The sequence below is a fragment of the Bradyrhizobium sp. P3_C3 genome (assembly GCF_056402655.1).
Genome location: NZ_JBFUGY010000001.1, coordinates 75967 through 99711 on the forward strand (window position 1 = coordinate 75967; position 23745 = coordinate 99711).

Consider the following 23745-nt stretch of genomic DNA (forward strand, 5'->3'; position numbering starts at 1 on the left):
CGGCATTCGTCTCAGCGAGCAACGGCGCTCGTTAATGTGCCCTCTCCCCTTGTGGGAGAGGGCCGCGAGAGCCGTGCGGCAAACTCGTTCGGGTGAGGGGTTAGCTCCGCATCGAAAGTCTTTCTGCGGAGCGATACCCCTCATCCGGCGCTTCGCGCCACCTTCTCCCACAAGGGGAGAAGGAAGAAAGCAACTACGCCGGCGTGAAGAACGGCAATGGCGCGCCATCCGTCGGCTTGAACACCACTTTCACCTTTTGGCCGATCTTCAGCTTCTCGAGATCGCAATCGACGATGTTGGTCTGAAGCGACGGCCCTTCCTTCAGCGTGACATAGGCGATGGCATAGGGGCCGGTCGGCGATTTGCGCATCAGGCTCCAGGTGTAGATCGTGGCCTCACCCGAACTCTCCTCCCACACCGTCTTGTCCGAATAGCAGAACGGGCAGATCGAGCGCGGGAAGTAATGCGCTTCGCCGCAGGCGGTGCAGCGCTTGATCATGAACTTGCCCTGCTTGGCCGCGTCCCAGAACGCCGCGGTCTCCGGATTGGTCACCGGTGCCGGATACTTTTTCGCTTCGCTCATCACACGCGCTCCAGAATGGCAGTCGAAGCGGCGTGGCGAACGCCCAGAAGGCCGCCGGTGCCGTGGGCGATGGCGAGATCGCAATTCTTGACCTGCACCTTCGGATGCGCCTCGCCGCGCAGCTGCCTGACGGCCTCGATGATCTTGGTCATGCCGCCGCGATTGACGGGATGGTTGCTGCACAGGCCGCCGCCGTCGGTGTTGAACGGCAGCTTGCCGACACCCGAGATCAGATTGCCGTCGGCGACGAACTTGCCGCCCTCGCCCTTCTTGCAGAAGCCGAGGTCTTCGAGCTGCATCAAGACGGTGATGGTGAAGCTGTCATAGATCGAGGCGTATTTGATGTCCTTCGGCGTGATGCCGGCTTCCTCGAACGCACGCGGGCCGGACCAGATTCCGGCGGAGTAAGTGAGGTCGAGATCCTTGCCGCCGCGCGGGCCCTTCATCGCCTCGCCGTGGCCGATCAGCTTGACCAACGGCTTCTTCAGGCTCTTGGCGATCTCGGGCGTCGTGACAATCAGCGCGCCGCCGCCGTCGGAGACGACGCAGCAATCCATGCGATGCAGCGGATCGGAGATCATCGGCGAGTTCAGGACGTCCTCGACGGTGACGACATCCTTGAGCATTGCATGCGGATTGTATTGCGCGTGATGCGAGGCCGCGACCTTGATCCAGGCGAGCTGCTCGCTGGTGGTGCCATAGTCGTGCATGTGGCGCATGGCACACATGCCATAGGCATTGTGCGTGGTCGCACCGTAAGCGGACTCGAAATCGGCTTCCGCGCCGGCTGCGCGCGGCGGCATCACACCGGTGCGCGGTTTGCCCGCGAGCGTGATCAGCGCGATCGAGCACTTGCCGGCCGCGATGGCTTCAGCGGCGTGGCCGAGATGGATGATGTAGGAACAGCCGCCGGTCTCGGTGGAATCGACGTGGCGGAGTTTTTTGGTGTTCAGGCCGAGATAATCGACCATCGGCCATGCGCCGCCGGGGGCGTCGCCCGCGCAGAAATAGCCGTCGACGTCGTCCTTGCTGATCCCGGCATCCTCGATCGCGCCCTTGGCGACCTCGGCATGGAGCTGGGCGGTGGATTTGTCCGGCGCATGCCGGGTCGGGTGTTCGTAGATCCCGGCAATGTAGGCCTTGCCCTTGATGGTCAAAACGTCAGGTCTCCGCGCTCGCGTTTCTTCTTGCTCCGTTTTTCTGAACCGCGGGGGCCAGCTTGGCAAGCGCGGAAATATTCCGTCGGGCGAGAGGGCAGCGCGTTGGCGCAAGTGGGGGCTAACCTCGTCTGCCTCCAAGTCGGAATTGCGAGCGCAGCGAAGCAATCCAGGAGTCTTTCCGCGGATGCACTTCTGGATTGCTTCGCTGCGCTCGCAATGACGAACGCGACGACCAAAATCCTAAAGGTGTTTTGCCCGACGGCGCAAGGGATTTTCTTTTTTTACGAAAACAACCCCATACACAGTAGGACGCTGGTTGATTTCAAAGAGGAAATCGTAGGGTGGGTTAGCCGAAGGCGTAACCCACCTCTTTGCTTTCCACGTGGACGGAGAAGTGGTGGGTTACGCCGAGCAGATGCGCTTCGCGCATCTGCAGGGCTGCCCCACCCTACGCATTGCGTTCGCGTCGAGACCGCCCTACTCCGCTGCGATCTGCCTCGGCGCGGGCGGCGGGCTCGCGAGGTCGGCCGCGAGCTGGGCGTAGCGGGCTTTCGCGTCCGCGACGGCCTTCTCCTTGACCAGGCCGTAGCCGCGGATGCGGTCGGGCAGCGATAGCAGCTCGACCGCGGTGTCGACCGTGACCGGCGACAGCAGGCCGATCACGGTGGCGACGTCCTTCTCGTAGCCCACGATCAGATCGCGCTCGAGCTTGCGGTCTGCGCTGCGGCCGAAAATGTCGAGCGGGGTGCCGCGCAGGAACTTGAATTTCGCGAGCACCCTGAATGCCTTCAGCATCCACGGGCCGAAGGCGCGCTTCTTCGGGCGTCCCAGCGCGTCGACACCACTGCTGAGGATCGGCGGGGCCAGATTGAAGTTGAACTTGAAGTCGCCCTCGAACTGGTCGCGGAGCTGCTGCTCGAAAGCGCCGTCGGTGTAGAGCCGCGCAACCTCGTATTCGTCCTTGTAGGCCAGCAGCTTGGCGTAGTTCACCGCGACCACGCGCGGCAGCGCATCGTCATAACCGCCCTGCTTGGCGGCATCGCGAACCTGATCGACCAGCTTGCGATAGCGTCTTGCGAGGCGGCCGCTCTGGTAGGCGGTCAGGTGCTTGGCGCGATGCGCGACGACCTCATCCAGCGTCATTGCATCGAGCGTCTTCGGCGCAACCACCTCGTCCGTCCCCTTCAACATGTCGGCGAGGCGCTGGGGATCGGCGACCGCGAGGCGGCCGAGGCGGAAGGCCTCCTTGTTCATCTTGATCGCGACGCCGTTGACCTCGATCGCCTGCTCGATCGATTCTGCTGACAGCGGGAACAGGCCTTTCTGATAGGCATATCCCATCATCATCATGTTGGTGGCGATGCTGTCGCCAAGCAGCTGCTCGGCCGGCTTGGTGAAATCGAAGAACACCGAGTCCTTGTGCAGCGCCGTCTCCAGCAAGCCATTCAGCTTGCGGGTCTGGAAGTTGAAATCGCGGTTGAGGACGAAGTCGGCGGTCGGAATGACGTGGCTGTTGATGATGCCGCGGGTCCGGCTGGTGTCGCAAAGCGAGATCGTGTCCTTGGCGACTGCGACCACCTCGTCGGCGGCGAGCACGAGATCTGCCGTACCAGTGACGATGCGCGAGCAGGTCACCTCGGCCGGATGATCGGACAGGCGGACGTGGCTGAGCACCGCCCCGCCCTTCTGCGCCAGGCCCGACATGTCGAGGATCATCGAGGCCTTGCCCTCGATATGAGCGGCCATGCCGAGCAGCGCACCGATCGTGAGGACACCGGTGCCGCCGACACCGCCGACGGCGATGTTATAGGGCTTGTCCACCGTCGGCCGAGACGCGGGCTCCGGCAGCTCGCCGATGTCACCGAGATCGGCCGGCGCACGATGGCGCGGCTTGCCGCCGTCGACGGTGACGAAGGACGGGCAGAAGCCCTTCACACAGGAATAGTCCTTGTTGCAGGACGACTGGTTGATGGCGCGCTTGCGGCCGAACTCGGTCTCCAGGGGCTCGACCGAGATGCAGTTCGACTGCACCGAGCAATCGCCGCAGCCTTCGCAGACCGCCGGGTTGATCATGACGCGGCGCGCCGGATCCTCCATCAGGCCGCGCTTGCGGCGGCGCCGCTTTTCGGCCGCGCAGGTCTGCACGAAGACGATCGCCGAGGTGCCCTTGTACTCGCGGCACATCTTCATGACGTTGTCGAGTTCGTCGCGGTGATACAGCTTCACGCCGGGCGCGATGGTGTCGGCAGGATAGGTGTCGGGCGCCTCCGAGACCAGGTAGATCTCGCGGATGCCTTCGGCGTGGAGCTGGAACGTGATCTGCTGCGGCGAGAGATCGCCGTCATGGCGCTGGCCACCCGTCATCGCGACGGCATCGTTGTAGAGGATCTTGTAGGTGATGTTGGTCTTGGAGGCGACCGCCTGCCGGATGGCGAGAAGGCCGGAGTGGAAGTAGGTGCCGTCGCCGAGATTGGCGAAGATGTGGTTCTCGTTGGTGAAGGGCGCGATGCCGACCCACGGCACGCCCTCGCCGCCCATATGCGTGAACGTCTCAGTCGAGCGATCCATCCACAGCGCCATGAAGTGACAGCCGATGCCGGCGAGCGCACGGCTGCCTTCGGGGACCTTGGTGGACGTGTTGTGGGGACAGCCGGAGCAGAAATACGGGACGCGAGAAACAGGCGCTGTCGCCTGCATCTGGCTCGCCTGGCGGCCGTTGAACCAGTCGGCCTTGGCGCGGAGCATCTCCGCGATTTCAGGGTTGAGATTGAGTCGGAGAAGCCGCTCGGTGAGCGAGGTCGCAAGCGAGGCGACGCTGAGTTCGGCGGCGAAGGTCAGGAAGCGCTTGTCGTGCTCGTCCATCTTGCCGACGATGCGGGGGCGGACATCGTCGCGCCAGTTGAACAGCTCCTGCTTGACCTGGTTCTCAACGATCTCGCGCCGTTCCTCGATGATGAAGATCTCTTCGAGCCCGACCGCGAACTGGCGTACGCCTTCCGGCTCCAGCGGCCAGGGCATGCCGATCTTGTAGAGGCGAAGCCCGATCTTGGCGGCGACCTCCTCGGTGATCCCGAGCTCGCGCAGCGCCTGGCGGACGTCCTCGTAGCTCTTGCCCGACGCCATGATGCCGAAGCGGGCGTTCGGCGAATCCATGGTGACGCGGTTGACCTTGTTGGCGCGCGCAAAGGCGATCGCGGCAAAGCCCTTGTAGTCCTGGAGGCGGCGGTCCTGCTCGAAGCGGTCGTCGGGCCAGCGCAGATTGAGGCCACCGGGCGGCAGCTCGAAATCGGGCGGGATGATGAACGGCTTCATCTCGTCGGTGAGGTCGATCTCGGCGGTGGTCTCCACCGTCTCCGTGATCACCTTCATGCCGACCCAGCAGCCCGAATAGCGCGACATCGCGATGCCGAGCAGGCCCATCTCGATCATCTCGTGGATGCTGGACGGATAGAGATAAGGCATCAGCGCCGACATGAAGGCGTGGTCTGACTGATGCGGAACGGTCGAGGATTTTGCACCGTGGTCGTCGCCGGCCAGACACAGCACGCCGCCGTTCTTGGCCGAGCCGGCGGCATTGCCGTGGCGGAACACGTCGCCGCAGCGATCGACGCCGGGGCCCTTGCCGTACCAGATGCCGACGACGCCATCATATTTGGCTCCGGGCGAGAGGTTGAGCTGCTGCGAGCCCCACACCGCGGTCGCCGCCAGATCCTCGTTCACGCCGGGCTGGAACTTGATGTTGTACTGCTCGAGATGTTTTCGCGCCGCAAAGAGCTGCTGGTCATAGCCGCCGAGCGGCGAGCCGCGGTAGCCTGAGATGAAGCCCGCAGTGTTGAGGCCGTTGGCGCGGTCGCGCCGGATCTGGGCCATCGGCAACCGGACCAGGGCCTGGATGCCCGTGGTGAAGACGTGTCCGGTTTCCTGGGTGTATTTCTGGTCGAGACTGATCGGACCCTGGTTGATACCCATTCTTGTCCTCTTCCGCCCCTTTTGAGCGTTTGGCCACTTAAGCCGTTGCCTGCCCGTTGTTTTTAGCTAGGGCGCGCCGACCAACTCCGCCACTCTATGTCGGATATTTAACGCTCCGCATCACAAATCTGGACCAAAGGAAGCGCCGGGTAATAATCGCAATTTCGTGGCTGCAAAGGCATCAAGCATTTTCAATTTGTGTCACCATACCCCCACCGACGCGAAACGACGTGAGGCTCCTATCCGGGCGATTGGTCGCAGGGGAAGCTTTCGATGCGAATGATTCTGGCTGTTGTCGCATTGTGCAGTGCAGTTGCGAGCGCGGCCCGCGCCGCCGAGCCATCGCCGGAGCTGATCGCCTATGGCAAGGCGCTGGTCGAGGCCGGCGACTGCGCGGGCTGCCACACCACCGATCCGGCAAAGCCATTCGCGGGCGGAAAGCGCATCGATACGCCCTTCGGCGCGATCTACGCGCCGAACCTGACGCCGGACCGCGACGCCGGGATCGGCGCCTGGACCGACGCCGATTTCACCCGCGCGGTGCGCACCGGCGTCGCGCCCGACGGCTCGAACTATTACCCGGCCTTCCCCTATCCCTATTTCACGAAGATGACGAAGGACGACACGCTGGCGATCCGGGCCTATCTCGGAACGCTGGCGCCCGTCGCAAGCCGCAACAAGCCGCCGGAGCTGCGCTGGCCGTTCGGCCATCGCGGCTTGATGCGGGTCTGGAACGCGATGTATTTCAAGCCCGCCCTGTTCGAGCCGGACCAGAGCCAGAGCGCGGCGTGGAACAGGGGCGGCTATCTCGTCACCGGGCTCGGCCATTGCGGCGCCTGCCACACGCCGAAGAACTATTTCGGCGCGGACAAAACTGCGCAGGCGCTGTCGGGCAACGAGGTCGGCGGCTGGTACGCACCAAGGCTCGATGGCGCCGCGCGCACCGGGCTGAAGTCGTGGAGCGTCGAGGACATCACGGAATATCTCCAGAGCGGCCGCAACGCCAAAAGCCATGCTGGCGGGCTGATGGCCGAGGTGGTCGTCGGCTCGACCTCGAAGATGAGCGATGCCGATGTGCGCGCCATCGCGGAATATCTGAAGAGCCTGCCGCAGTCGCGGCGCGAGACGATCGTGACGCCGCCCGACGAGGCCGAGATGAAGGCCGGTCAGGCCGTCTACGCAAAACTTTGCATCGCCTGCCATGAAGCCGACGGCTCCGGCGCGCCGCGCATCTATCCGCCGCTGCCCGGCAACGCGCTTCTGCAATCGGTCAATCCGTCCTCCAGCTTGCGCATCATCCTCGACGGCGCCCACACCGTGACGACGCCACGCGCGCCCAACAGCGGCGAGATGCCGGGCTATGCCAAGCAATTGTCCGACGAAGAGATCGCCGCAGTGACGAACTACATCCGCAATTCCTGGGGCAACGCCGCGCCGCTGGTGACCACGGCGCAGGTGGCGAAGGCGCGGAAGGGAAAGCCGTAGTTCTTGCTGCCTCCTCTCCGTCATTGCGAGCGCAGCGAAGCAATCCAGAGTCCCTCCGCGGAAAGATGCTGGATTGCTTCGCTGCGCTCGCAATGACGACGTAGATGGAACAGTGAACGAAAGAGCGCCTACCGCTCCTCGCCTTCCGTGAACACGAATTTCGGCATCTCCCATTTGTAGCGCACCGCGAGCAGGCGGAAGCTGACGCCGAGGACAAACGTCAAGATCGTCCAGAGCTCCGCATTGAGATTGAGGCCGAAGGCGGTGGCGTAGAACAGGCCGGTCGCCACCGAAACGGTCGCGTAGAGCTCGGAGCGGAACAGCAGCGGCACGTCGTTGCAGAGCACATCGCGCAGCACCCCGCCCGCGCAGCCGGTCACCATGCCGGAGACGATGACGATCGGCAGCGCGGCATTCGTCTGCCAGGCGATGTCGCAGCCGGCCATGGTGAAGACGACGAGACCGATGGCATCGAGCACGATGAAGGCCACCTTCAGCCGGTGCACGAGCCGCGCGATCAGGATGGTGAGGAAGGCCGCGCCGCCGGCCAGCGCGAGATAGATGGGATGAGCGACCCAGGCGAGCGGATAGTGCCCGAGGAAGAGATCGCGCAAGGTGCCGCCGCCGAGCGCGGTGATACAGCCGAGGAAGCAGACGCCGAGCCAGTCCATGCTCCGGCGGCCGGCGGCGAGCGCGGCGGTCATGCCTTGCGCTGCGACCGCGACCAGCGACAACAGATGCAGCACGCTATCGCTCGGCGGCAAGCTCCACATCGCCTTGTTCCCTTCCCCATCCATGGAACCGACGCGCACGGTTCCAAAATGAACAGGTTCCCGATTCCTCGCGCAAGGGCAACATGCGACGAAAGCACTAAGGAGGGCGGAACAGAATCTCGCATCTAGGGGTTGTCCAGCCGCAATAATCGAGGAGACAAAATCGATGGCTGACGACCGTTTTCCCAACGATCCGTATCGCCCGAATCTCGCCGATGATGAGTATGTCCGTGCGGCGCGACGGGATGCCGAGCTTCAGGTCGATCCCGAGCTTGGCGAAGGCCCCGCCTCCAGCGGCAAGGTAGCCTTGTTCGCAGTGGCGATCGCCTTGGTACTGGGTGCCGTGTTCTACGGACTGAACAACACGAGCACCGGCAACCAGGCCAGCAACACGCCGGCAACGCAGACCGCCCAGCAGGCTCCGCCTGCGAATCCGGCCGCGCCTCCCGGCATGCGCGATGTGACGCCGCGCAACAACACGGGACCCGGCGTGACCACGGGTGCTGCCCCGAGCAAGCCGGCGGCGCCTGATCCGGCCGCCCCGTCCGAGGGCGCGAAGTAACGACAACAGCTGTCGTCGCCCGGCTTGACCGGGCGACCCAGTATTCCACCAGCGGCGGAGATTGAATCGAGAGGCCGCGGCGTACTGGATGCCCCGCTTGCGCGGGGCATGACACCGAGAGGATGAAAAAGCGGCGGGACCTCACATCCCGCCGCTTTTCGTTTAGCTGAACATCTTGTTGAGTTCGCCGCCGGAATAGCCGGTGCCGAGCTCCGTAAAGGTCCCCTTCTCCGCCATCTCCTTCGCGGCGCGCATGAAGCCGCCCCAGGCAGCGCGGGCGAGCGAGCCGCCGACGCTGATGCGGCGCACGCCGAGGTCGGCGGCCTCCTGCAAGGACAGGCCGGACGCGCCGATCAGCAGGTTGAACGGCTTTGGTGCGACAGCCTTCACCACGGCGGCGATGTCCTCGCGCGTCTTCAGGCCCGGCGCGTAGAGGCAATCGGCGCCTGCGTCCGCATAGGCCGTGAGCCGGTCGATGACGAGCTTGAGGTCGGTCACGCCCCACAAATACGCCTCGCAGCGGCCGACCAGCAGCGTGCCGCTGTCGCCGATCGCCTTGCGCGAGGCCTTGATGCGCTCGACCGCCAGCGCGCGCTCGTAGAGCGGCTTGTCCTTGTCGCCGGTGGAATCCTCGATCGATAGGCCGGCGACGCCGGTGCGCACACCGCGCTCGACGTTGTCCGCCACCTTGTCCGGCTCGACGGCAAAGCCGCCCTCGAAATCCGCATTCACGGGGATGTCGACGGCCGAGCACAATGCTGCCAGATGCTGACAGACGTCATCGACCGTGACGTGGTTGTCGGCCTTGCCGATGGTCCAGGCAAAGCCCGCGCTCGATGAGGCCAGTGCCTTGAAACCGAGATGCTGCAACGCCTTGGCGCTGCCGACGTCGACCGGATTGGGCAGGATGAAGCAGCCGCTCTCGTGCATCGTCTTGAACGTCGTGCGCTTGTCAGCGGTTGTCACATGCATGTTTCTCTCCCTTGTTGGCCGCGCAGACATAAGCGCGCGCACTGGGCAGCGCCAGTGCGCGCCCGCAAATGCTAGTGCGCGTCGTGCACGGCGCGGCTGTCCTTCGGCGCCTGCTCGCGATCATTCATGCCGTAGTCGCGGATGACGCTGGCGATGCGCAGGTGATAATCAGCAAAGATCTTCGCCCTGCCCTTCGCCTGCGTGCGCCGGTGCTCCATCGTATTGCGCCAGGCCTGGACTGCTGCCTCGTCCCGCCAGAACGACACCGACAGGATCTTGCCCTTCTCGGTCAGGCTTTCAAAGCGCTCGACCGAGATGAAGCCATCGATGGTTTGCAGGATCGGCTTCAGGTCGGCCGCGAGGTCGAAGTAGTCCTGGCGATGTTCCGGCTTGGGCCAGACTTCGAAAATCACGGCAATCATGGGCGTCTCCTTTGCGTTGGCGGTCTACAATACCACCTTGCGCAGGAAGGTGCGCTCTTCCGCGAGGATGAATTTGTTCTCCTCGGCGAAATGGAAGTTGGCCATGCCGTCTGCGTCCTGCCGCAGCCGGGCGCGATAGGCCTCATAGGCGGCCAGACTCTCGAAGGTAATCAGCGCAAACGCGATGTTGTTGGTGCCCTCATGCGGCATGAAATAGCCGATCAGGTCGCCGCCGCATTTCGGGATGATGGTGAGCCAGTGCTTTGAGTACTCCTCGAACTGCGCGCGCTTAAAGGGATCGAGCTGGTAGCGGATGAAGACGGTGACGGACATGGTGGGCTCCCTGATTTTTCATTGCGGCAAGCGCAAGCAACACCGTCGCCGCTGAAGCAACTGGATTGCTTCGCTTCGCTGGCAATGACGTGTTCGCAAAGACAGACTACGTCCTTGCTCCACTTCAATGCTTCGGCTACCATCGAAGCATGAAATCAGGTCCTGACATCGCCATGATTGCCTCGCTGGTCGGCGACCCCGCCCGCGCCAACATGCTCACCGCGCTGATGAACGGCCGCGCGCTCACTGCGAGCGAGCTCGCGCAGGAGGCAGGCATCACGCCGCAGACCGCGAGCTCGCATCTGGCCAAGCTCGAGGCCGGCGGGCTGATCGAGCCGGAGAAGCAGGGCCGCCACCGCTACTACCGCCTCACCGACGACGACGTCGCCGGCGTGCTCGAAGGCCTTGCGGGACTTGCCGCGCGGACCGGCCACATGCGCGTGCGCACGGGGCCGAAGGATCCGGCGCTGCGGCGCGCTCGGATCTGCTACGACCACCTCGCCGGCGATCTCGGCGTGCAGATGCTCGACAGTCTACGCACGCGAAACCTGGTCAGGCAGAAGAAGCAGGACATCGAGCTGACGGCCGAGGGCGAGCGCTTCCTCGCAAAGCATTTGCAGATCTCGCCCGACATGCTCACCCATCCGCGCCGTCCGGTGTGCAAGGCCTGCCTGGACTGGAGCGAGCGGCGCCATCATCTCGCCGGCACGCTGGGCGCCGCCATGATGCAGCGGTTCGCCGAGCTGAAATGGGCCGCGCGCGACGCCACGCCCGGCAGCCGCGTGGTGAACTTCACCCGCACCGGCGAGAAGCAGTTTGCGACGCTGTTCGGGACCGGGAAGGATTGATCACGCCAGGTGCGTGAGATCGCACGTTTGCGTGTGAACCACGGCTTCCGTCATGGCCGGGCTTGACCGGGCCATCCATCGCTTTAAGCGCAGTGTCGTTCCAGGGCGATGCAAAGCATCGAACCTGGAACTTCCAGATTCCGGGTTCGCATCTTCGACGCGCCCCGGAATGACGGCTCCAATTACGAGATCTTCATGAACCGCATCCTCCCGGCCGCGCTTGCCGCAGCCCTCCTCGCTTCCCCGTTCACGTCCGCCCACGCCGCCGACACTACCCCGCGCGAGCCCTACGGCATCGCGCTCGAAGGCTTTGCCTATCCGTATCCCGTGCATCTGCTGCCTGTCATCAATGACGGCGAGCAGCTCAGCATGGCCTATATGGACGTTGCGCCCGAGCGGCCGAACGGCCGCACCGTCGTGCTGCTGCACGGGCGCAATTTTCCGTCGAGCTACTGGGCGCCCGTCATCAAGATGCTGAGCGAGGCAGGCTTCCGCGTCGTGGTGCCGGACCAGATCGGCTTCGGCAAATCTTCGAAGCCGACCGGCGAATTGCACTTCGACACGCTGGCGCGCAACACCATTGCGCTGCTCGATCATCTCAAGATCGACAAAGCCGAGGTCGTCGCGCATTCGCTCGGCGGCATGCTGGGCGTGCGCATCGCCCGCGCCTATCCGGACCGCGTCGCCCATCTCGTGCTGACCGCACCGATCGGGCTGGAAGACTACCGTCTCTATGTGCCGCCAACGCCGACCGAGAAGATCATCGAGAGCGAGGACAAGCTCACACCCGACGGCTATCGCAAGCAGCTCCAGACCAATTACGCGATCAAGCTGCCGCCCGACGCGATCACGCCGTTCGTCGACGCCCGCTACAACATCAAGGGCAGCCCGGACTATCCGCGCTGGCTGCGCGCCTACGTCAGCTCCGGCCAGATGATCTATCGCGAGCCGGTCGCGCACGAGGTCGCGTTGATCACCGAGCCGACGCTGTTCATCATGGGCGCCGACGATCACAACGCGCCGGGCCGACCGAACGCGCCGGAGGCATTGCGCGCGAAAATGGGCCAGAACGCCGAGCTCGCGAAAGCGCTTGCGGCCAAGATGCCGAACGCACGGGCCGAGGTGATCCCGGACACTGGCCACCTCGTCTTCCTGGAGGCGCCGGAGAAGTACAAGGAATTGGTGCTGGGCTTTCTTGGCCGCTAGAGCGCTTTCGAGCGAAGTGGATAGCGGTTCGCGTCAAGAAAACGCATCAGCATTAAGAACCTGGAGCCCCGTTCCGATTCCATCGGGACGGCGCTCCAGCGCAATTGCTGTCGCCAGAAGCCGTATGCGGAGAATGTTCATGCCGCATTCAGGTCATGATTGGCAGGTTTGGATCGCGACGTGTCGGCACGTCCCCAAATTTAACGTGTCGAATCGTGTCTTTTGATTCATTGTGCGCCGCAAGCGCTCCAAAAACCTGCCCAAGGACAAGAGGAAGATCTCATGAAATACCTGTTTGCCGCCGTCATGCTCGCCAGCGCGGTCGTCGGTTTCAGCGAAGCGGCCAGCGCCGCCGGCGGCTGCGGCCCCGGCTGGTACCGCGGCGCCTATGGCGGCTGCCGCCCGATGCGCGGTGCGGTCGTTGTGCGGCCCGGCCCGGTGGTGGTTGCCCCGCCGGTCGTCGTCGTGCCCCGCGCCCGCGTCTGCCCGTACGGCTTCCGTTGGTGGGGTGGCCGCTGCCGCCCGATCTGATCTCGTCTTTTCGCGTTACGAAGTGGCCGCGCGGCGAAAGCCTGCGCGGCCATTTTCGTTTTGAACGCCTGGCGTCGCATCCGCCGGCTCCGAATCAAAACGGGGACCGCAATCGCGATCCCCGTTCAAGGCCTGGCGTGTGCCGAGCTTACCAGTGATGGCGGTGCCAGCGCCGGCGATGCCAACCCCAGTGGCGGCGGCGCCAGCCCCAATGGCGGTGGTGACCATGCCAATGCACCTGCTCGGGCTTGAGCTGCGCGGTCTCCTCACTGGTGGTGACGGCGGGACGAGCGTCGGGATTGCCTTGCGGCGCGCGCGCGGGATCGCCGAGCGGCTGCGGCGCCAACGGCGCAGCTTGTGCGCTCGCGGTCAACGTCGCGGCTCCAGCCGCGACGCCGAATGCAAGTTTCAAAAAGTTCCGACGCTCCATGACATGTCCTCTAGGCTATCGAGCAAGTGATGCAGAGGGAGTGTCGCGGTCACGACATGAACGAAAGCTGAATCGCATCTTCAGGTTCATGACATGGGTGTCAGGGACAAGCGGGCTACGGCTACGCTCCAAACTCCTGCGCGAGCACCAGCGTCTCGCGCGTGCGCTTCACGTCGGGCCAGCCGCGATTGAAATCGGCGACGAGCAGCTTCAACGCATCGCCCCTCAGCATCGCAGCCAGCTTGGCCTCGTCATCGAACTGATACATGGCCTGATGCAGCGAGGGATCGTCCAGGCTCCAGAACCGCCAGGCCTTAGCTACGCCGAACGCCTTCACCGCGTCGGGCACATGCGCGGTCTCGTACCATGTGTCGAAGGCGGCGCGCTTGCTGGCGTCGGTGACGGTCGCGCGAACGACGAAGTAGGCAGCAGGCATGTGTTTCCTCCTGTTGTTTGGCCGCAGCATAGACGGTTATAGTCGCGGCAACAAAAAGCCCGCGCGACGGAACATTCGGATCGCGCCGATGGGGGAAGGAATGGCCATGCGCAGGATCATCACGGGCCTCGTTGCGATCACCTGCCTGTGGCCCACGGCCTCGCTCGCCGAAATCGTCCGCTTCGACATCCTCGCGCGCGAGCCCGCCTTTGCCGGGCGCAGCTTTGGCGATGTCGGCACCTATGAGCGCATCACCGCGCGCGCGACCTTCGCGCTCAACCCGTCCGACGATCGCAACGCCGTCATCACTGACCTCGCGCTCGCGCCGCGTAGCTCCGACGGCAAGGTGGCAGCCACCGCCGACGTCGTCATCCTGCGGCCCACCGATCCCACTCACGGCAACGGCACGCTGCTGCTCGAGGTGCCCAATCGCGGCCGCAAGCTGGCGCCGCAATTGTTCGACGATTCCGCGCAGCCCGGCGCCAACAATGCCGACAAGGCCGAGGACGCCGGCATCGGCTTCCTGCATCGCCAGGGCTTTACGATGGTCTGGGTCGGCTGGCAGGGCGACATCCCCTCCAAGCCCGGCCAGATGGCGATGACGGCGCCGGTGCTGAAGACCGTCACCGGGCCTGCGCGCGAAGAGGTGGTCTTCGACAACACGACCAATCCCGCGCGTGCGACGCTGACCTGGCCGGCGACCGACGCCGCCGACCTCAAGGTCTCCGTGCGCGCCGCCTGGGCCGATGCGCGGCAGGCGCCTTCCGGCCTCCTCGCAAAGCTCGTCGATCCCGTGACGGTGGAGATCACCCGGCCCGATGGTTTTGATGCCGGCGCGCTCTACGAGATCACCTACACCGCGCGCGATCCTGTGCCGCTCGGCATGGGCTATGCCGCCGTGCGCGACGTCGTCAGCTTCCTCCGCCACGACGAGACGCAGGCGAACCCACTGCTGAACGGCCTGCATCCCTCCGTCAGCCGCGCCATCGGCTTCGGCGTGTCGCAATCCGGCCGCTTCCTGCGCGACTTCCTCTATCTCGGCTTCAACGAGGACCTCCAGGGCCGCACGGTGTTCGACGGCCTGATGCCGCATGTCGCGGGCACGCGGCGGATGGCGACGAACGTCCGCTTCGGCCAGCCCGGCCGCAACCCGCGCCATCCGCAGGATCCGGCGTGGCAGGCTGATCTCTTCCCCTTCACCTATGCGAGCCTGAGCGATCCCTATTCCGGCAAGACCGACGGCCTGCTGCGCCGCTGTTCGCTCTCGGCGACGTGCCCGAAGGTGATGCAGACCGACAGCGAGCACGAATGGTGGGCCTCGCACGCATCGCTGCTCGTCACCGGCCTCGCCGGCAACCACCTCGACCTCCCCGACAACGTCCGCGCCTACATGATCGCAGGCACGCCACATTTCGCGGAAGCCGCCGACGTGATGCGCAAGGGCGTGCCGGCGATGTCGCTGCCGCAAAACCCTATGCATGCGGGCGGGCCTATGCGCGCCCTCCTCACAGACCTCAACGCCTGGATCAGCGACGGCATCAAACCGCCCGCAAGTCGCGTCCCCATGCGCGCTCACGGCACACTTGTATCAGCACAGGGCGCGGTGCCGATGGATATCCCCGGCCTGCCCTATGCCGGCATCCATACGCTGGCCGCCTTCTCCGACCAGAGCGTGCTGCCGCCCAAGGAGATCGGCCGCTATCCCGTGTTCGTGCCGAAGGCGGACAATGACGGCATGGCCATCGCAGGTATCCGCCAGCTTGCGCTCGCGGTGCCGCGCGCGACCTACACCGCATGGAATCCGCGCGCGCAGGGCTTTGGGCCGACGGCGCTCTATCCGCTGCAAGGCGCGGTCGTGCCGTTCGCACCGACGGAAGCCGCGCGGAAGGAAGTGCACGATCCCAGGCTGTCGATCGCGGAACGATATGCGGATGACGGGGCGTATGTGGCCGCGGTGCGGCGCGAGGCGGCGCGGCAGGTGGCGGAGCGGATTCTGTTGCCGGAGGATGCGGAGCGCGCGGTTGAGGCCGCGAAGCAAGGCAAGCTGGCGAAGCTTGGGCAGTGAGCGAAGCCCAGTGGCCCCGTAGGGTGGCCAAAGCGGAGCATGCCCACCACTTCTATCGTCGGCCAAAAGATGGTGGGCACGGCGCAAGCGCGCCTTTGCCCACCCTACGGTCGCTGCCCGCGGAGAAAAAAAGTCTCACGCTGTCGGAACGCCCGCCCCTCATCCGTCCTATGCCCAGACAGCACGGAGACACCGCATGGCCAACCTCACCCTCACCACCTTCGACTGGGTTCCCGAGATGCCGCGCGGTTTCGTGCGCGACCTTCGCGTGCGCTGGGCGCTCGAAGAGGCCGCATTGCCCTATCGCGTCGCGAGCGAGCCGTTCGGCCCGCGGGACGCTACGCATTTCGCGCACCAGCCGTTCGGCCAGGTGCCGTGGCTGACCGACGGCAACCTCTCGATCTTCGAGAGCGGCGCAATCCTGCTGCATCTGGGTGAACTAAGTGCGAAGCTGATGCCTACCGATCCGTGCGGCCGCAGCGATACGGTCGAATGGGTGTTCGCGGCGCTCAATTCGGTGGAGATGCCGGCCCTCCCCTGGACGATGTTCAAATTCACCGGCAGTGACGATGGCTCACGTGCCGTGAAGTTCGTCGACGACTTCCTCAAGCTCCGCCTCAAGCACATGGAGACGGTGCTGGCCGGCCGCGAATGGCTAGCAGGCTCCTTCTCCGTCGCCGACATCCTGATGTCGGACGTGCTGCGCGTCGTCGATAAGTTCGACGGCCTGTCGGAACACCCGGCTTGCCGCGCCTACGTTGCGCGCGCCACAGGCCGTCCAGCGTTCGCAAAAGCCCACGCCGACCAGATGGCGCATTTCGCTGCGGCGGATGTCAAACGCAGGGCGGATTAGCGCAGGCGTAATCCGCTAGCGCATGTTTCAACAAAGATGGTGGGCTACGCCGCGCGAACTGCGCTTCGCGCAGTCGCGGGGCTAACCCACCCTACGAATTTCGCCTCACACCAACTTCAGCGGCGTGTCCTCAACCACGCGAAGATCGATCCTGCCGATCAGTTGCGCGCGAAGCGCCTCGGCAGCACCGATGGCGCTCTCGGTTTGCTGCAACGTGCTGATGTTCGAACCGAGCGACACGATGCCGCCCAGCACCAGGGCGATCGATCCGAGCGCCGCGGTCAGACCTGTCCCGAACAACCCAAGGATCGTGATCAACAACAGCGCGCCGCCGCCGCCAATCGCGATCTTGGATGCCAGAATGTACTTCCGGCATCGCTCGGCGATCTCGGCCAACGCCTCGATCCGGTCTTCGATGTCGGAAATCTCGTCGGTCAGATCGTCTTCGGTCATTTGGATCGAGATGCCAAATCAGAAGAAACCAGTCGTCCGCACGAGCGCAGCGACATGCGGGACTAAGGCAAGACCCGGATTTCGCTACGCTCCATCCGGGCTACGAGGCCTCACAACGGCAAATTGTCGTGCTTCTTCGCCGGCGTTTCCACCTTCTTGTCCTTCAGCATTGCCAGCGCACGGGTGATCCGCTTGCGCGTCGAGTGCGGCATGATGACGTCGTCGATGTAGCCGCGCTCGGCCGCGATGAAGGGGGACAGGAAGCGGTCTTCGTATTCCTTGGTGCGCGCGGCGATCTTGTCGGGGTCGCCGATGTCACTGCGGAAGATGATCTCGACCGCGCCCTTGGCGCCCATCACCGCGATCTGGGCGGTCGGCCAGGCGTAGTTCATGTCGGCGCCGATCTCCTTGGAAGCCATGACGTCGAAGGCGCCGCCGTAGGCCTTGCGGGTGATGATGGTGACCAGCGGCACGGTGCACTGCGAATAGGCGAACAGCAGTTTTGCGCCGTGCTTGATCAGGCCGCCATATTCCTGCGCGGTGCCCGGCAGGAAGCCCGGCACGTCGACGAAGGTGACGATCGGGATGTTGAAGGCATCGCAGAAACGGACGAAGCGCGCGGCCTTGCGCGAGGCGTCGGAGTCGAGCACGCCGGCCAGCACCATCGGCTGGTTGGCGACGAAGCCGACGGTGCGGCCCGCGATGCGGCCAAAGCCCGTGACGATGTTCTTGGCGAAGGCATCCGCGATCTCGAAGAAATCGCCCTCGTCCACGACCTTCAGGATCAGCTCCTTCATGTCGTAGGGCTTGTTCGGATTGTCGGGGATCAGCGTGTCCAAGGACATGTCGACCCGGCCGATGTCGTCAAAGCTCGGCCATTCCGGCACACCGTCGGTGTTGTTGGACGGCAGGAAGTCGATCAGGCGACGCATCTGCAAGAGCGTCTCGACGTCGTTCTCGAAGGCGCCGTCGGCGATCGAGGAGCGCGTGGCGTGCACCGAGGCGCCGCCGAGCTCTTCGGCCGTGACGACCTCGTTGGTGACGGTCTTCACCACGTCGGGGCCGGTGACGAACATGTAGCTCGTGTTCTTCACCATGAAGATGAAGTCGGTCATCGCCGGCGAATAGACGTCGCCGCCGGCGCAGGGGCCCATGATGACGGAGATCTGCGGTATCACGCCCGAGGCGAGCACGTTGCGGCGGAACACATAGGAATAGCCGGCGAGCGCCGCAACACCTTCCTGGATGCGGGCGCCGCCCGCGTCATAGAGGCCGATGATGGGCGCCCTCGCCTTCATCGCCATGTCCTGCAACTTGGTGATCTTCAGCGCGTGGGTCTCCGACAGCGAGCCGCCGAACACCGTAAAGTCCTTGGCGAACACAAACGTCTTGCGGCCGTTGACGGTGCCCCAACCGGTGACGACGCCGTCGCCGGGGATCTTGTTCTTCTCCATGCCGAACTCGGTGGAGCGGTGCTCGACGAACATGTCGAACTCCTCGAACGATCCCTTGTCGAGCAGGAGCTCGATGCGCTCGCGCGCGGTCAGCTTGCCGCGGGCGTGCTGCGCCTCGATGCGCTTCTCCCCGCCGCCGAGCTTTGCGCCGGCGCGACGATCTTCAAGGGCGTCCAGGATATTCTTCATTTGCTCCCGCCAGTTCTTAGCCTAAATGCGATTGCCGGGGGTTCTAACACGGCATTTTGCGGGCCGGGAAGACGCTTTCGGCGCCGCAGGGCTGCCTTGCCGCAGCGGGAAAGCGCAAGGAATTACAGAGTTTTGCCTGGGAGACGACGATGAATGAAGCAACGGCCGAGACCGGCGCGGCGACCGGCGGCGTCAAGATCCTGCTGCGGCTGGAAGGCCTGACCCTGTTCACGGGCATGGTGATGCTCTACGCCTCCTGGGGCGGCTCGTGGCTGGTGTTCGCCCTGCTCTTCTTCGTCCCCGATCTGAGCTTCCTGGCGTACCTGGCCGACGCCAGATTCGGGGCGCTGGTCTACAATGCCGCCCACAGCTACATGGCGCCGGTGACGCTGCTGACGCTGGGCTTCGGCTTCGCCTCGCCGCTCACGCTGTCCATCGCCTTGATCTGGCTCGCCCATATCGGCATCGATCGGGCGCTCGGCTATGGGCTGAAATATTCGGCCGGGTTCGGCTTCACCCATCTCGGGCGGATCGGCCGCCAGAAAGACGCCTGAGGGGATTGCCGCCTTTTTGTCGGCCCCCACCGGTTGACCGGGCCGGCCGATTCAGGCTTGCTCCCCTTTACGATCAGGCGCCGAATGTTGCGTGAGCCCAGTCGGTACGGCGGCGGTCACCACGTCTGGCTGCAAGCATCCCTCATGTCCGCCACGGTCGTCCCTCTGCCGCCGAACTCATCGTCCGAAACCACCGACTTCCTGCGGCGGATGGCCAGCATGGTGTCGGGGCGCAACGGCGATATGCTGCTGCGCGCGGCCGCGCTGATCGAATCGCTCAAGCAACGGGCGATGTCGGCCGAACGGCTGTTTCACGAGCAACAGGAAGAGAACAAGCGCCTTGTAGACCTGCGCGAGGCGACCGCGCTCGGCTCAAGCGCCATGGTCAGCCAGATCGCGGCGCTGGGGACCCAGCTCGCCGAGGTGACCGCGGCCGCGGCGGCCGAGCGCGCCGCGTTCGACGCCGAACGCGGCAAGCTGCTCGGCCTGATGCAGGATGCGGAAAGCCATATCGGCAAGCTCACCACCGAGCTCGACGGCTTGCGCGCCTCCGTCGACAGCTTCAACGAGACCGCGGTCTCGGTGCCGCTCGAGGTGCTGCGTCTGGCACGGACGCAGTTCGATGTCCTCTCCGCGGGTTTTGCCCGCAAGGGCGACGTGATCTCGGAAGCGATGAGCGAGATCGGCGGCTTTGCGATCGACCAGGCGCTGATGGCGAAGAAGGCGGATAAGGCCTGAGGTCGTCGCGCATCAAATTGACAGTGCGCAGACCGGTTGTTCTACTCCATGAAAATCATGGGGGAGGATCACGATGCCGACGGCATTCCGCGTCGCTATGGCGCTCTGCATTTCAACACTGCTCGCCGGCATTGGCGCCAACGCGCAATCCCTGCCGAAGGAAGTCGCCACCCGCGCCGAGATCTACCCGATCCCCTCGCTCACCCTCTCCGACCAGCAATTCCTCAGCGGCGATGCGGCGGCCGGCAAGCCGGTGACGGTCGCTGGCGAATTCCGCGTCGCCCAGGGCACCGGCAAGCTTCCCGTCGTGGTGCTGATGCACGGCTCGAGCGGCGTCGGCGCCACGACCGAGGCCTGGGTGCACGCTTTCAACGCCATGGGCATCTCGACCTTCGTGATCGACGGTTTTACCGGCCGCGGGCTGACGGTGGTGGGGCCGAACCAGGCCCTGCTCGGCCGGCTCAACCTGATCGTCGACATCTACCGCTCACTGGAGATTCTTGCGAAGCATCCCCGCGTCGATCCTGACCGCATCGTGCTGATGGGCTTCTCGCGCGGCGGACAGGCGACGCTCTATGCGAGCCTCGATCGCTTCAACAAGCTCTGGAACAAGTCCGGCGTGCAGTTCGCGGCTTACATTCCCTTCTATCCGGATTGCTCGACGACGTATCAAAGCGACGGCGACGTCGCCGCACGCCCGATCCGCATCTTCCATGGCACGCCCGACGACTACAATCCCGTGACGAGCTGCAAGGCGTTCGTCGGACGGCTCAAGACGGCCGGGCGCGATGTGGTGCTGACCGAATACCCCGACAGCGCGCACGGCTTCGACAGCGGCCTGCTCGGCGTCAGCGCCGTTGCGGTGTCGGCCAACGCGCAGACCGTGCGCAACTGCCGTATCAAGGAAAGCGACGGCGGCGTGCTGATGAACGGCGATACCAACGCGCCGTTCACCTACAAGGATTCCTGCGTCGAGCTCAACCCACATGTCGGCGGCAACCCCACGACCGCCGCCGAGTCGCGCAAGGCGGTGGAGGAATTTTTGCAAGCGCTGTTCAAGTTGGGGTGAGAAGCAGGCGGGCCTTCATGGTTCGAGACGCCCGCTTTCGCGGGCTCCTCACCATGAGGGTCTGATATCTCGCCACGATACAGGTCCTCATCCTGAGAGCCTGACTCAAAAAGGGTACGCGTCTTCAGGATCTAGCCAGGCGGCGAGTTAGGAGCCTCAGGTGGGCGGCGAGCAGCCAGGCAAGTTCAGTGGCGGCAGAACCTTCGAAGTCTTTGGCGAGGCGCCGACATCGGCCGAACCATGCAAAGGTACGCTCGACGACCCAACGCCTGGGAAGGAGCTGGAAGCCTTTGACCCCGAGCGGTCGCTCGACGATCTCGATCGTCCACGGCCCGCAGTCTGAGAGTGCGTTGACGAGCTGTTTGCCGCGATAAATCCGATCGGCAAAGACATGTTCAAGTCTCGGGAAGCGGCCTCGCAAGCCCTCCAACAGGGGAACGGCCCCATGGACATCCTGAATGTTGGCGGGATGAACATACGCAGCCAGCAAGAGACCGTTGGTGTCGGTCACGATATGGCGCTTGCGTCCATAGAGGCGTTTGCCGGCGTCGAATCCGCGTGGCCCGCCGGCCTCTGTCGTTGAGGCGGTCTGGCTATCGATGACGGCAGCTGTCGGTTTGGGCTTTCGTCCCAATTTCCGGCGCGCCTTCCGAACCATAGCTTCGACGATCTCCTGCCATCTACCCGTGTCGCGCCAGGCGTAAAAATAGCCCTGCACCGTCGAGTATGGCGGGAACTCCTTCGGCAAGGCGCGCCATTGGCAGCCGCTCGACAGAATATAGAAGATCGCCTGCACGATCTCGCGCAGATTGACCTCCCGCGGCCGGCCCAATCGCCGTCGCGGCGGCATCTTCCGGGCGATCAACGCCCACTCTGCATCGGTCAGATCACTTGTGTAACGCAGTCCACTGCGCTGATACTGGATACGAGCGGCTTTGGTCCACGGCATGGTGTCCTCCCTCGAATCTTTGCAAATCCGAAGGAATCACAAGCCCGCCAAAACCGCTCACCTTTTTCGGTCAGGCTCTGAGGAGCCCGCGCAGCGGGCGTCTCGAAGGATGGCCGCAACAAAAACCGCTACGGCTCGCCCGGCTTGAACGGCTCCTGCTTGTCCGGCGGCACCGTCTCTTCGGCCATCGCCAGCAGCATCGCGACCATCACGTAATTGCCGGCAACCGCGGTGAGATCGACGATCTGCTGATCGCTAAACACCTTCTTCGCCCGCGTGTAGGTCTCGTCGGAAACTTTCTTGGTCGTGGTGATCTCGGTGACGAAGTCGTAGACCACGGCCTCGTCATCGGCCATTTTCGACGGCCGCTTGTTGGCCTTCAGCTCCGCGATGATATCCGCCGACAGGCCCGCCTTGGCCGCCAGCGGCGCGTGCGCGAACCATTCCACCTGCGAGCGCCACTGCCGCCCGATGATCAGGATCGCGAACTCATTCAGCTTGGTCGGGACCGAGGTTTCCCAGCGCAGATAGTAGAACAGGTCGAACAGTCGCTGGCCGAGCACCGGGCTGCGGATCATCGGATTGTAGGGCCCGCCGATGCCGACGCTCGACACCTTCATGATCTGCTCGCCGAGCGGCTTCTGCTTGGCGTCGAGCTGGTCCATGGTGAGCTGCGGAAAGCGCGGCTCCTTGCTGGTGGCGGGTGCGGCAAACATCGTCGCGGCAAGCCATCCGCCGGCGGCGGCCAACGTGAGCGACGACAGCCAGAGTGGCGTTGAATTCATTTTATCCTCCCGACCTTTTCTTTTGTTTGGTCGGAAGGATGCTAGCAGGTTCGTACGCGCCAGCTAGATCGCGCCGATCTCGGCAAGGCAGGCTTGCGTCAACGGCATACGCTCGCCGACGAGACGCGGCTCCTTGCAATCCATGTTGAGCGCGAACACGGTGTGCGCCTCACCCTTCTCGGTCCAGCCGACCATCCAGCCGAGCGACGGCTCGCCGCGCTCGGCGCCGAGCAAGCCGGATTTGGCGCGGATGACGCTGTCGCCGACCTTGGTCACCGGCAGGATATCGGCGACGAGATCCTGGCTGCGCTTGCTGATCGGCAGCGCGCGGCGGCGCAGCCGGTCGACGAAATCGATCTGCTCGACCGGGTCGATGCGCAAATTCCCGGTGAGCCAGAACTGGTCGATGCCGCCGCCGATATCGCGATTGCCGTAGTCGAACATGTCGACATACTTTTGCATCCGCTCTTGCCCGATCCGGCGCGCGATCTCCTGATAGACCGGCACGGCGCTGACCGCGATAGCGCTGCGCATCGTGTGGTCCTTGTTCCAGGCCTCGATCGGCCGCTTCACGCCGTCCCAGGGGAACACGTCCTTGTCGGGATCGGTGACGACGCCGGTCTCGAGCGCAATCAGCGAGTTCGGAATCTTGAAGGTCGAGGCCGGCAGCGTCGCTTCGCCCGAACGGTCCTTGTCGCTCGCGACGATCAGATAGTCCTCGACCTTGTAGCCGACGAAGGTGCCTGCCGTGCCAAGATCGGTGAAGCGCTTTGCGAGGCTGTCGCGAATCTCGTTGCGCGGCGGCGCGACGTGGCTGAACGCGCGCTGCGGCATGGTGGCAGCTGCGGCGAGAAGGCCGAGGGTGGAACGGCGGGTGAGCACGAGCAGTATCCGTTGAGCAATGAAGATGGCCGCGACCATGCAGC

Annotated in this window: 24 protein-coding genes; 10 read left to right on the top strand and 14 right to left on the bottom strand. The window is 64.4% G+C overall.

From position 1 onward, the window contains the following. Positions 1 to 193: 193 nt before the first annotated feature. From AC1DW2_RS00425 to AC1DW2_RS00435, 3 genes are all read right to left on the bottom strand, one after another. The gene (locus tag AC1DW2_RS00425) at positions 194 to 583 is read right to left on the bottom strand and encodes a Zn-ribbon domain-containing OB-fold protein (protein ID WP_085405481.1); all 390 of its coding nucleotides are present in this window, start codon (positions 581 to 583) and stop codon (positions 194 to 196) included. Further along, positions 583 to 1740, bottom strand: a complete 1158-nt coding sequence (locus AC1DW2_RS00430) for a thiolase domain-containing protein (RefSeq protein WP_039147548.1) — start codon at positions 1738 to 1740, stop codon at positions 583 to 585. Before AC1DW2_RS00430 ends, AC1DW2_RS00425 begins: the two co-directional genes overlap by 1 nt. A 480-nt stretch (positions 1741 to 2220) precedes the next feature. After that, positions 2221 to 5712, bottom strand: coding sequence for an indolepyruvate ferredoxin oxidoreductase family protein (locus AC1DW2_RS00435; protein WP_283016831.1), 3492 nt, complete (start codon positions 5710 to 5712; stop codon positions 2221 to 2223). Positions 5713 to 5985: 273 nt separating this feature from the next. On the opposite strand from AC1DW2_RS00435, the gene AC1DW2_RS00440 reads away from it, so the two are divergent. Then, positions 5986 to 7197: a c-type cytochrome gene (locus tag AC1DW2_RS00440; protein WP_283016832.1), complete on the top strand. Its 1212-nt coding sequence runs from the start codon at positions 5986 to 5988 to the stop codon at positions 7195 to 7197. Positions 7198 to 7325: 128 nt separating this feature from the next. Here the strand turns inward: AC1DW2_RS00440 and AC1DW2_RS00445 are convergent, their stop codons facing one another. Beyond that, positions 7326 to 7970: a trimeric intracellular cation channel family protein gene (locus AC1DW2_RS00445; protein WP_283016833.1), complete on the bottom strand. Its 645-nt coding sequence runs from the start codon at positions 7968 to 7970 to the stop codon at positions 7326 to 7328. A gap of 166 nt (positions 7971 to 8136) precedes the next feature. Between AC1DW2_RS00445 and AC1DW2_RS00450 the strand changes: the two genes are divergently transcribed. Then, positions 8137 to 8532, top strand: a complete 396-nt coding sequence (locus AC1DW2_RS00450; RefSeq protein ID WP_063982629.1) for a hypothetical protein — start codon at positions 8137 to 8139, stop codon at positions 8530 to 8532. Between the two features lie 162 nt (positions 8533 to 8694). On the opposite strand, the gene AC1DW2_RS00455 is transcribed toward AC1DW2_RS00450, so the two are convergent. The 3 genes from AC1DW2_RS00455 to AC1DW2_RS00465 all read right to left on the bottom strand — a co-directional run bounded on the left by AC1DW2_RS00455 (position 8695) and on the right by AC1DW2_RS00465 (position 10259). Next, complete coding sequence (locus AC1DW2_RS00455) at positions 8695 to 9504, bottom strand: isocitrate lyase/PEP mutase family protein (protein WP_283016834.1); 810 nt, start codon at positions 9502 to 9504, stop codon at positions 8695 to 8697. 71 nt (positions 9505 to 9575) lie between these two features. Continuing rightward, positions 9576 to 9926, bottom strand: coding sequence for an antibiotic biosynthesis monooxygenase family protein (locus tag AC1DW2_RS00460; protein WP_028151163.1), 351 nt, complete (start codon positions 9924 to 9926; stop codon positions 9576 to 9578). A 24-nt stretch (positions 9927 to 9950) separates the two neighbouring features. Further along, positions 9951 to 10259 carry an NIPSNAP family protein gene (locus tag AC1DW2_RS00465; protein WP_283016835.1) on the bottom strand — a complete coding sequence of 103 codons (309 nt, stop codon included), beginning with the start codon at positions 10257 to 10259 and terminating at the stop codon, positions 9951 to 9953. 149 nt (positions 10260 to 10408) lie between these two features. On the opposite strand from AC1DW2_RS00465, the gene AC1DW2_RS00470 reads away from it, so the two are divergent. The 3 genes from AC1DW2_RS00470 to AC1DW2_RS00480 all read left to right on the top strand — a co-directional run bounded on the left by AC1DW2_RS00470 (position 10409) and on the right by AC1DW2_RS00480 (position 12844). Continuing rightward, positions 10409 to 11107, top strand: a complete 699-nt coding sequence (locus tag AC1DW2_RS00470; RefSeq protein WP_028154913.1) for a winged helix-turn-helix domain-containing protein — start codon at positions 10409 to 10411, stop codon at positions 11105 to 11107. Positions 11108 to 11302: 195 nt separating this feature from the next. Further along, positions 11303 to 12313: an alpha/beta fold hydrolase gene (locus tag AC1DW2_RS00475; RefSeq protein WP_283016836.1), complete on the top strand. Its 1011-nt coding sequence runs from the start codon at positions 11303 to 11305 to the stop codon at positions 12311 to 12313. Between the two features lie 282 nt (positions 12314 to 12595). Then, positions 12596 to 12844, top strand: a complete 249-nt coding sequence (locus AC1DW2_RS00480; RefSeq protein WP_063982626.1) for a GCG_CRPN prefix-to-repeats domain-containing protein — start codon at positions 12596 to 12598, stop codon at positions 12842 to 12844. 148 nt (positions 12845 to 12992) lie between these two features. Here the strand turns inward: AC1DW2_RS00480 and AC1DW2_RS00485 are convergent, their stop codons facing one another. Beyond that, a complete protein-coding gene (locus tag AC1DW2_RS00485; RefSeq protein WP_063982625.1) occupies positions 12993 to 13274 on the bottom strand; it encodes a twin-arginine translocation signal domain-containing protein in 282 nt (93 codons plus the stop codon). Between the two features lie 121 nt (positions 13275 to 13395). After that, a complete protein-coding gene (locus AC1DW2_RS00490) occupies positions 13396 to 13710 on the bottom strand; it encodes a hypothetical protein (RefSeq protein WP_283016837.1) in 315 nt (104 codons plus the stop codon). Positions 13711 to 13816: 106 nt separating this feature from the next. Here AC1DW2_RS00490 and AC1DW2_RS00495 point away from each other — a divergent pair, with 106 nt between their 5' ends. Further along, positions 13817 to 15775, top strand: a complete 1959-nt coding sequence (locus AC1DW2_RS00495; RefSeq protein ID WP_477005031.1) for an alpha/beta hydrolase domain-containing protein — start codon at positions 13817 to 13819, stop codon at positions 15773 to 15775. Positions 15776 to 15971: 196 nt separating this feature from the next. Further along, positions 15972 to 16628 (top strand): glutathione S-transferase family protein, encoded by a 657-nt coding sequence (locus AC1DW2_RS00500; RefSeq protein WP_477005032.1) that lies wholly within the window; start codon positions 15972 to 15974, stop codon positions 16626 to 16628. 105 nt (positions 16629 to 16733) lie between these two features. Here AC1DW2_RS00500 and AC1DW2_RS00505 read toward each other — a convergent pair whose 3' ends face one another. Beyond that, entirely contained in the window at positions 16734 to 17081 is a 348-nt protein-coding gene (locus AC1DW2_RS00505) for a hypothetical protein (RefSeq protein ID WP_166097197.1), read from the bottom strand. A 110-nt stretch (positions 17082 to 17191) separates the two neighbouring features. Further along, on the bottom strand, positions 17192 to 18724 hold the full coding sequence (locus tag AC1DW2_RS00510; protein WP_477005033.1) for an acyl-CoA carboxylase subunit beta: 1533 nt from the start codon (positions 18722 to 18724) through the stop codon (positions 17192 to 17194). Between the two features lie 149 nt (positions 18725 to 18873). Here AC1DW2_RS00510 and AC1DW2_RS00515 point away from each other — a divergent pair, with 149 nt between their 5' ends. The 3 genes from AC1DW2_RS00515 to AC1DW2_RS00525 all read left to right on the top strand — a co-directional run bounded on the left by AC1DW2_RS00515 (position 18874) and on the right by AC1DW2_RS00525 (position 21085). After that, complete coding sequence (locus AC1DW2_RS00515) at positions 18874 to 19278, top strand: DUF4260 domain-containing protein (protein ID WP_259257193.1); 405 nt, start codon at positions 18874 to 18876, stop codon at positions 19276 to 19278. Positions 19279 to 19422: 144 nt separating this feature from the next. Further along, the gene (locus AC1DW2_RS00520; RefSeq protein WP_477005034.1) at positions 19423 to 20016 is read left to right on the top strand and encodes a hypothetical protein; all 594 of its coding nucleotides are present in this window, start codon (positions 19423 to 19425) and stop codon (positions 20014 to 20016) included. Between the two features lie 73 nt (positions 20017 to 20089). Continuing rightward, a complete protein-coding gene (locus AC1DW2_RS00525; RefSeq protein ID WP_477005035.1) occupies positions 20090 to 21085 on the top strand; it encodes a dienelactone hydrolase family protein in 996 nt (331 codons plus the stop codon). A 124-nt stretch (positions 21086 to 21209) separates the two neighbouring features. Here AC1DW2_RS00525 and AC1DW2_RS00530 read toward each other — a convergent pair whose 3' ends face one another. From AC1DW2_RS00530 to blaOXA, 3 genes are all read right to left on the bottom strand, one after another. Next, positions 21210 to 22034: an IS5 family transposase gene (locus AC1DW2_RS00530; RefSeq protein ID WP_477005036.1), complete on the bottom strand. Its 825-nt coding sequence runs from the start codon at positions 22032 to 22034 to the stop codon at positions 21210 to 21212. A gap of 128 nt (positions 22035 to 22162) precedes the next feature. Next, the gene (locus tag AC1DW2_RS00535; protein ID WP_166342271.1) at positions 22163 to 22819 is read right to left on the bottom strand and encodes a carboxymuconolactone decarboxylase family protein; all 657 of its coding nucleotides are present in this window, start codon (positions 22817 to 22819) and stop codon (positions 22163 to 22165) included. 63 nt (positions 22820 to 22882) lie between these two features. Next, positions 22883 to 23740 carry a class D beta-lactamase gene (gene blaOXA / locus AC1DW2_RS00540; protein ID WP_477005037.1) on the bottom strand — a complete coding sequence of 286 codons (858 nt, stop codon included), beginning with the start codon at positions 23738 to 23740 and terminating at the stop codon, positions 22883 to 22885. Positions 23741 to 23745: the final 5 nt, after the last annotated feature.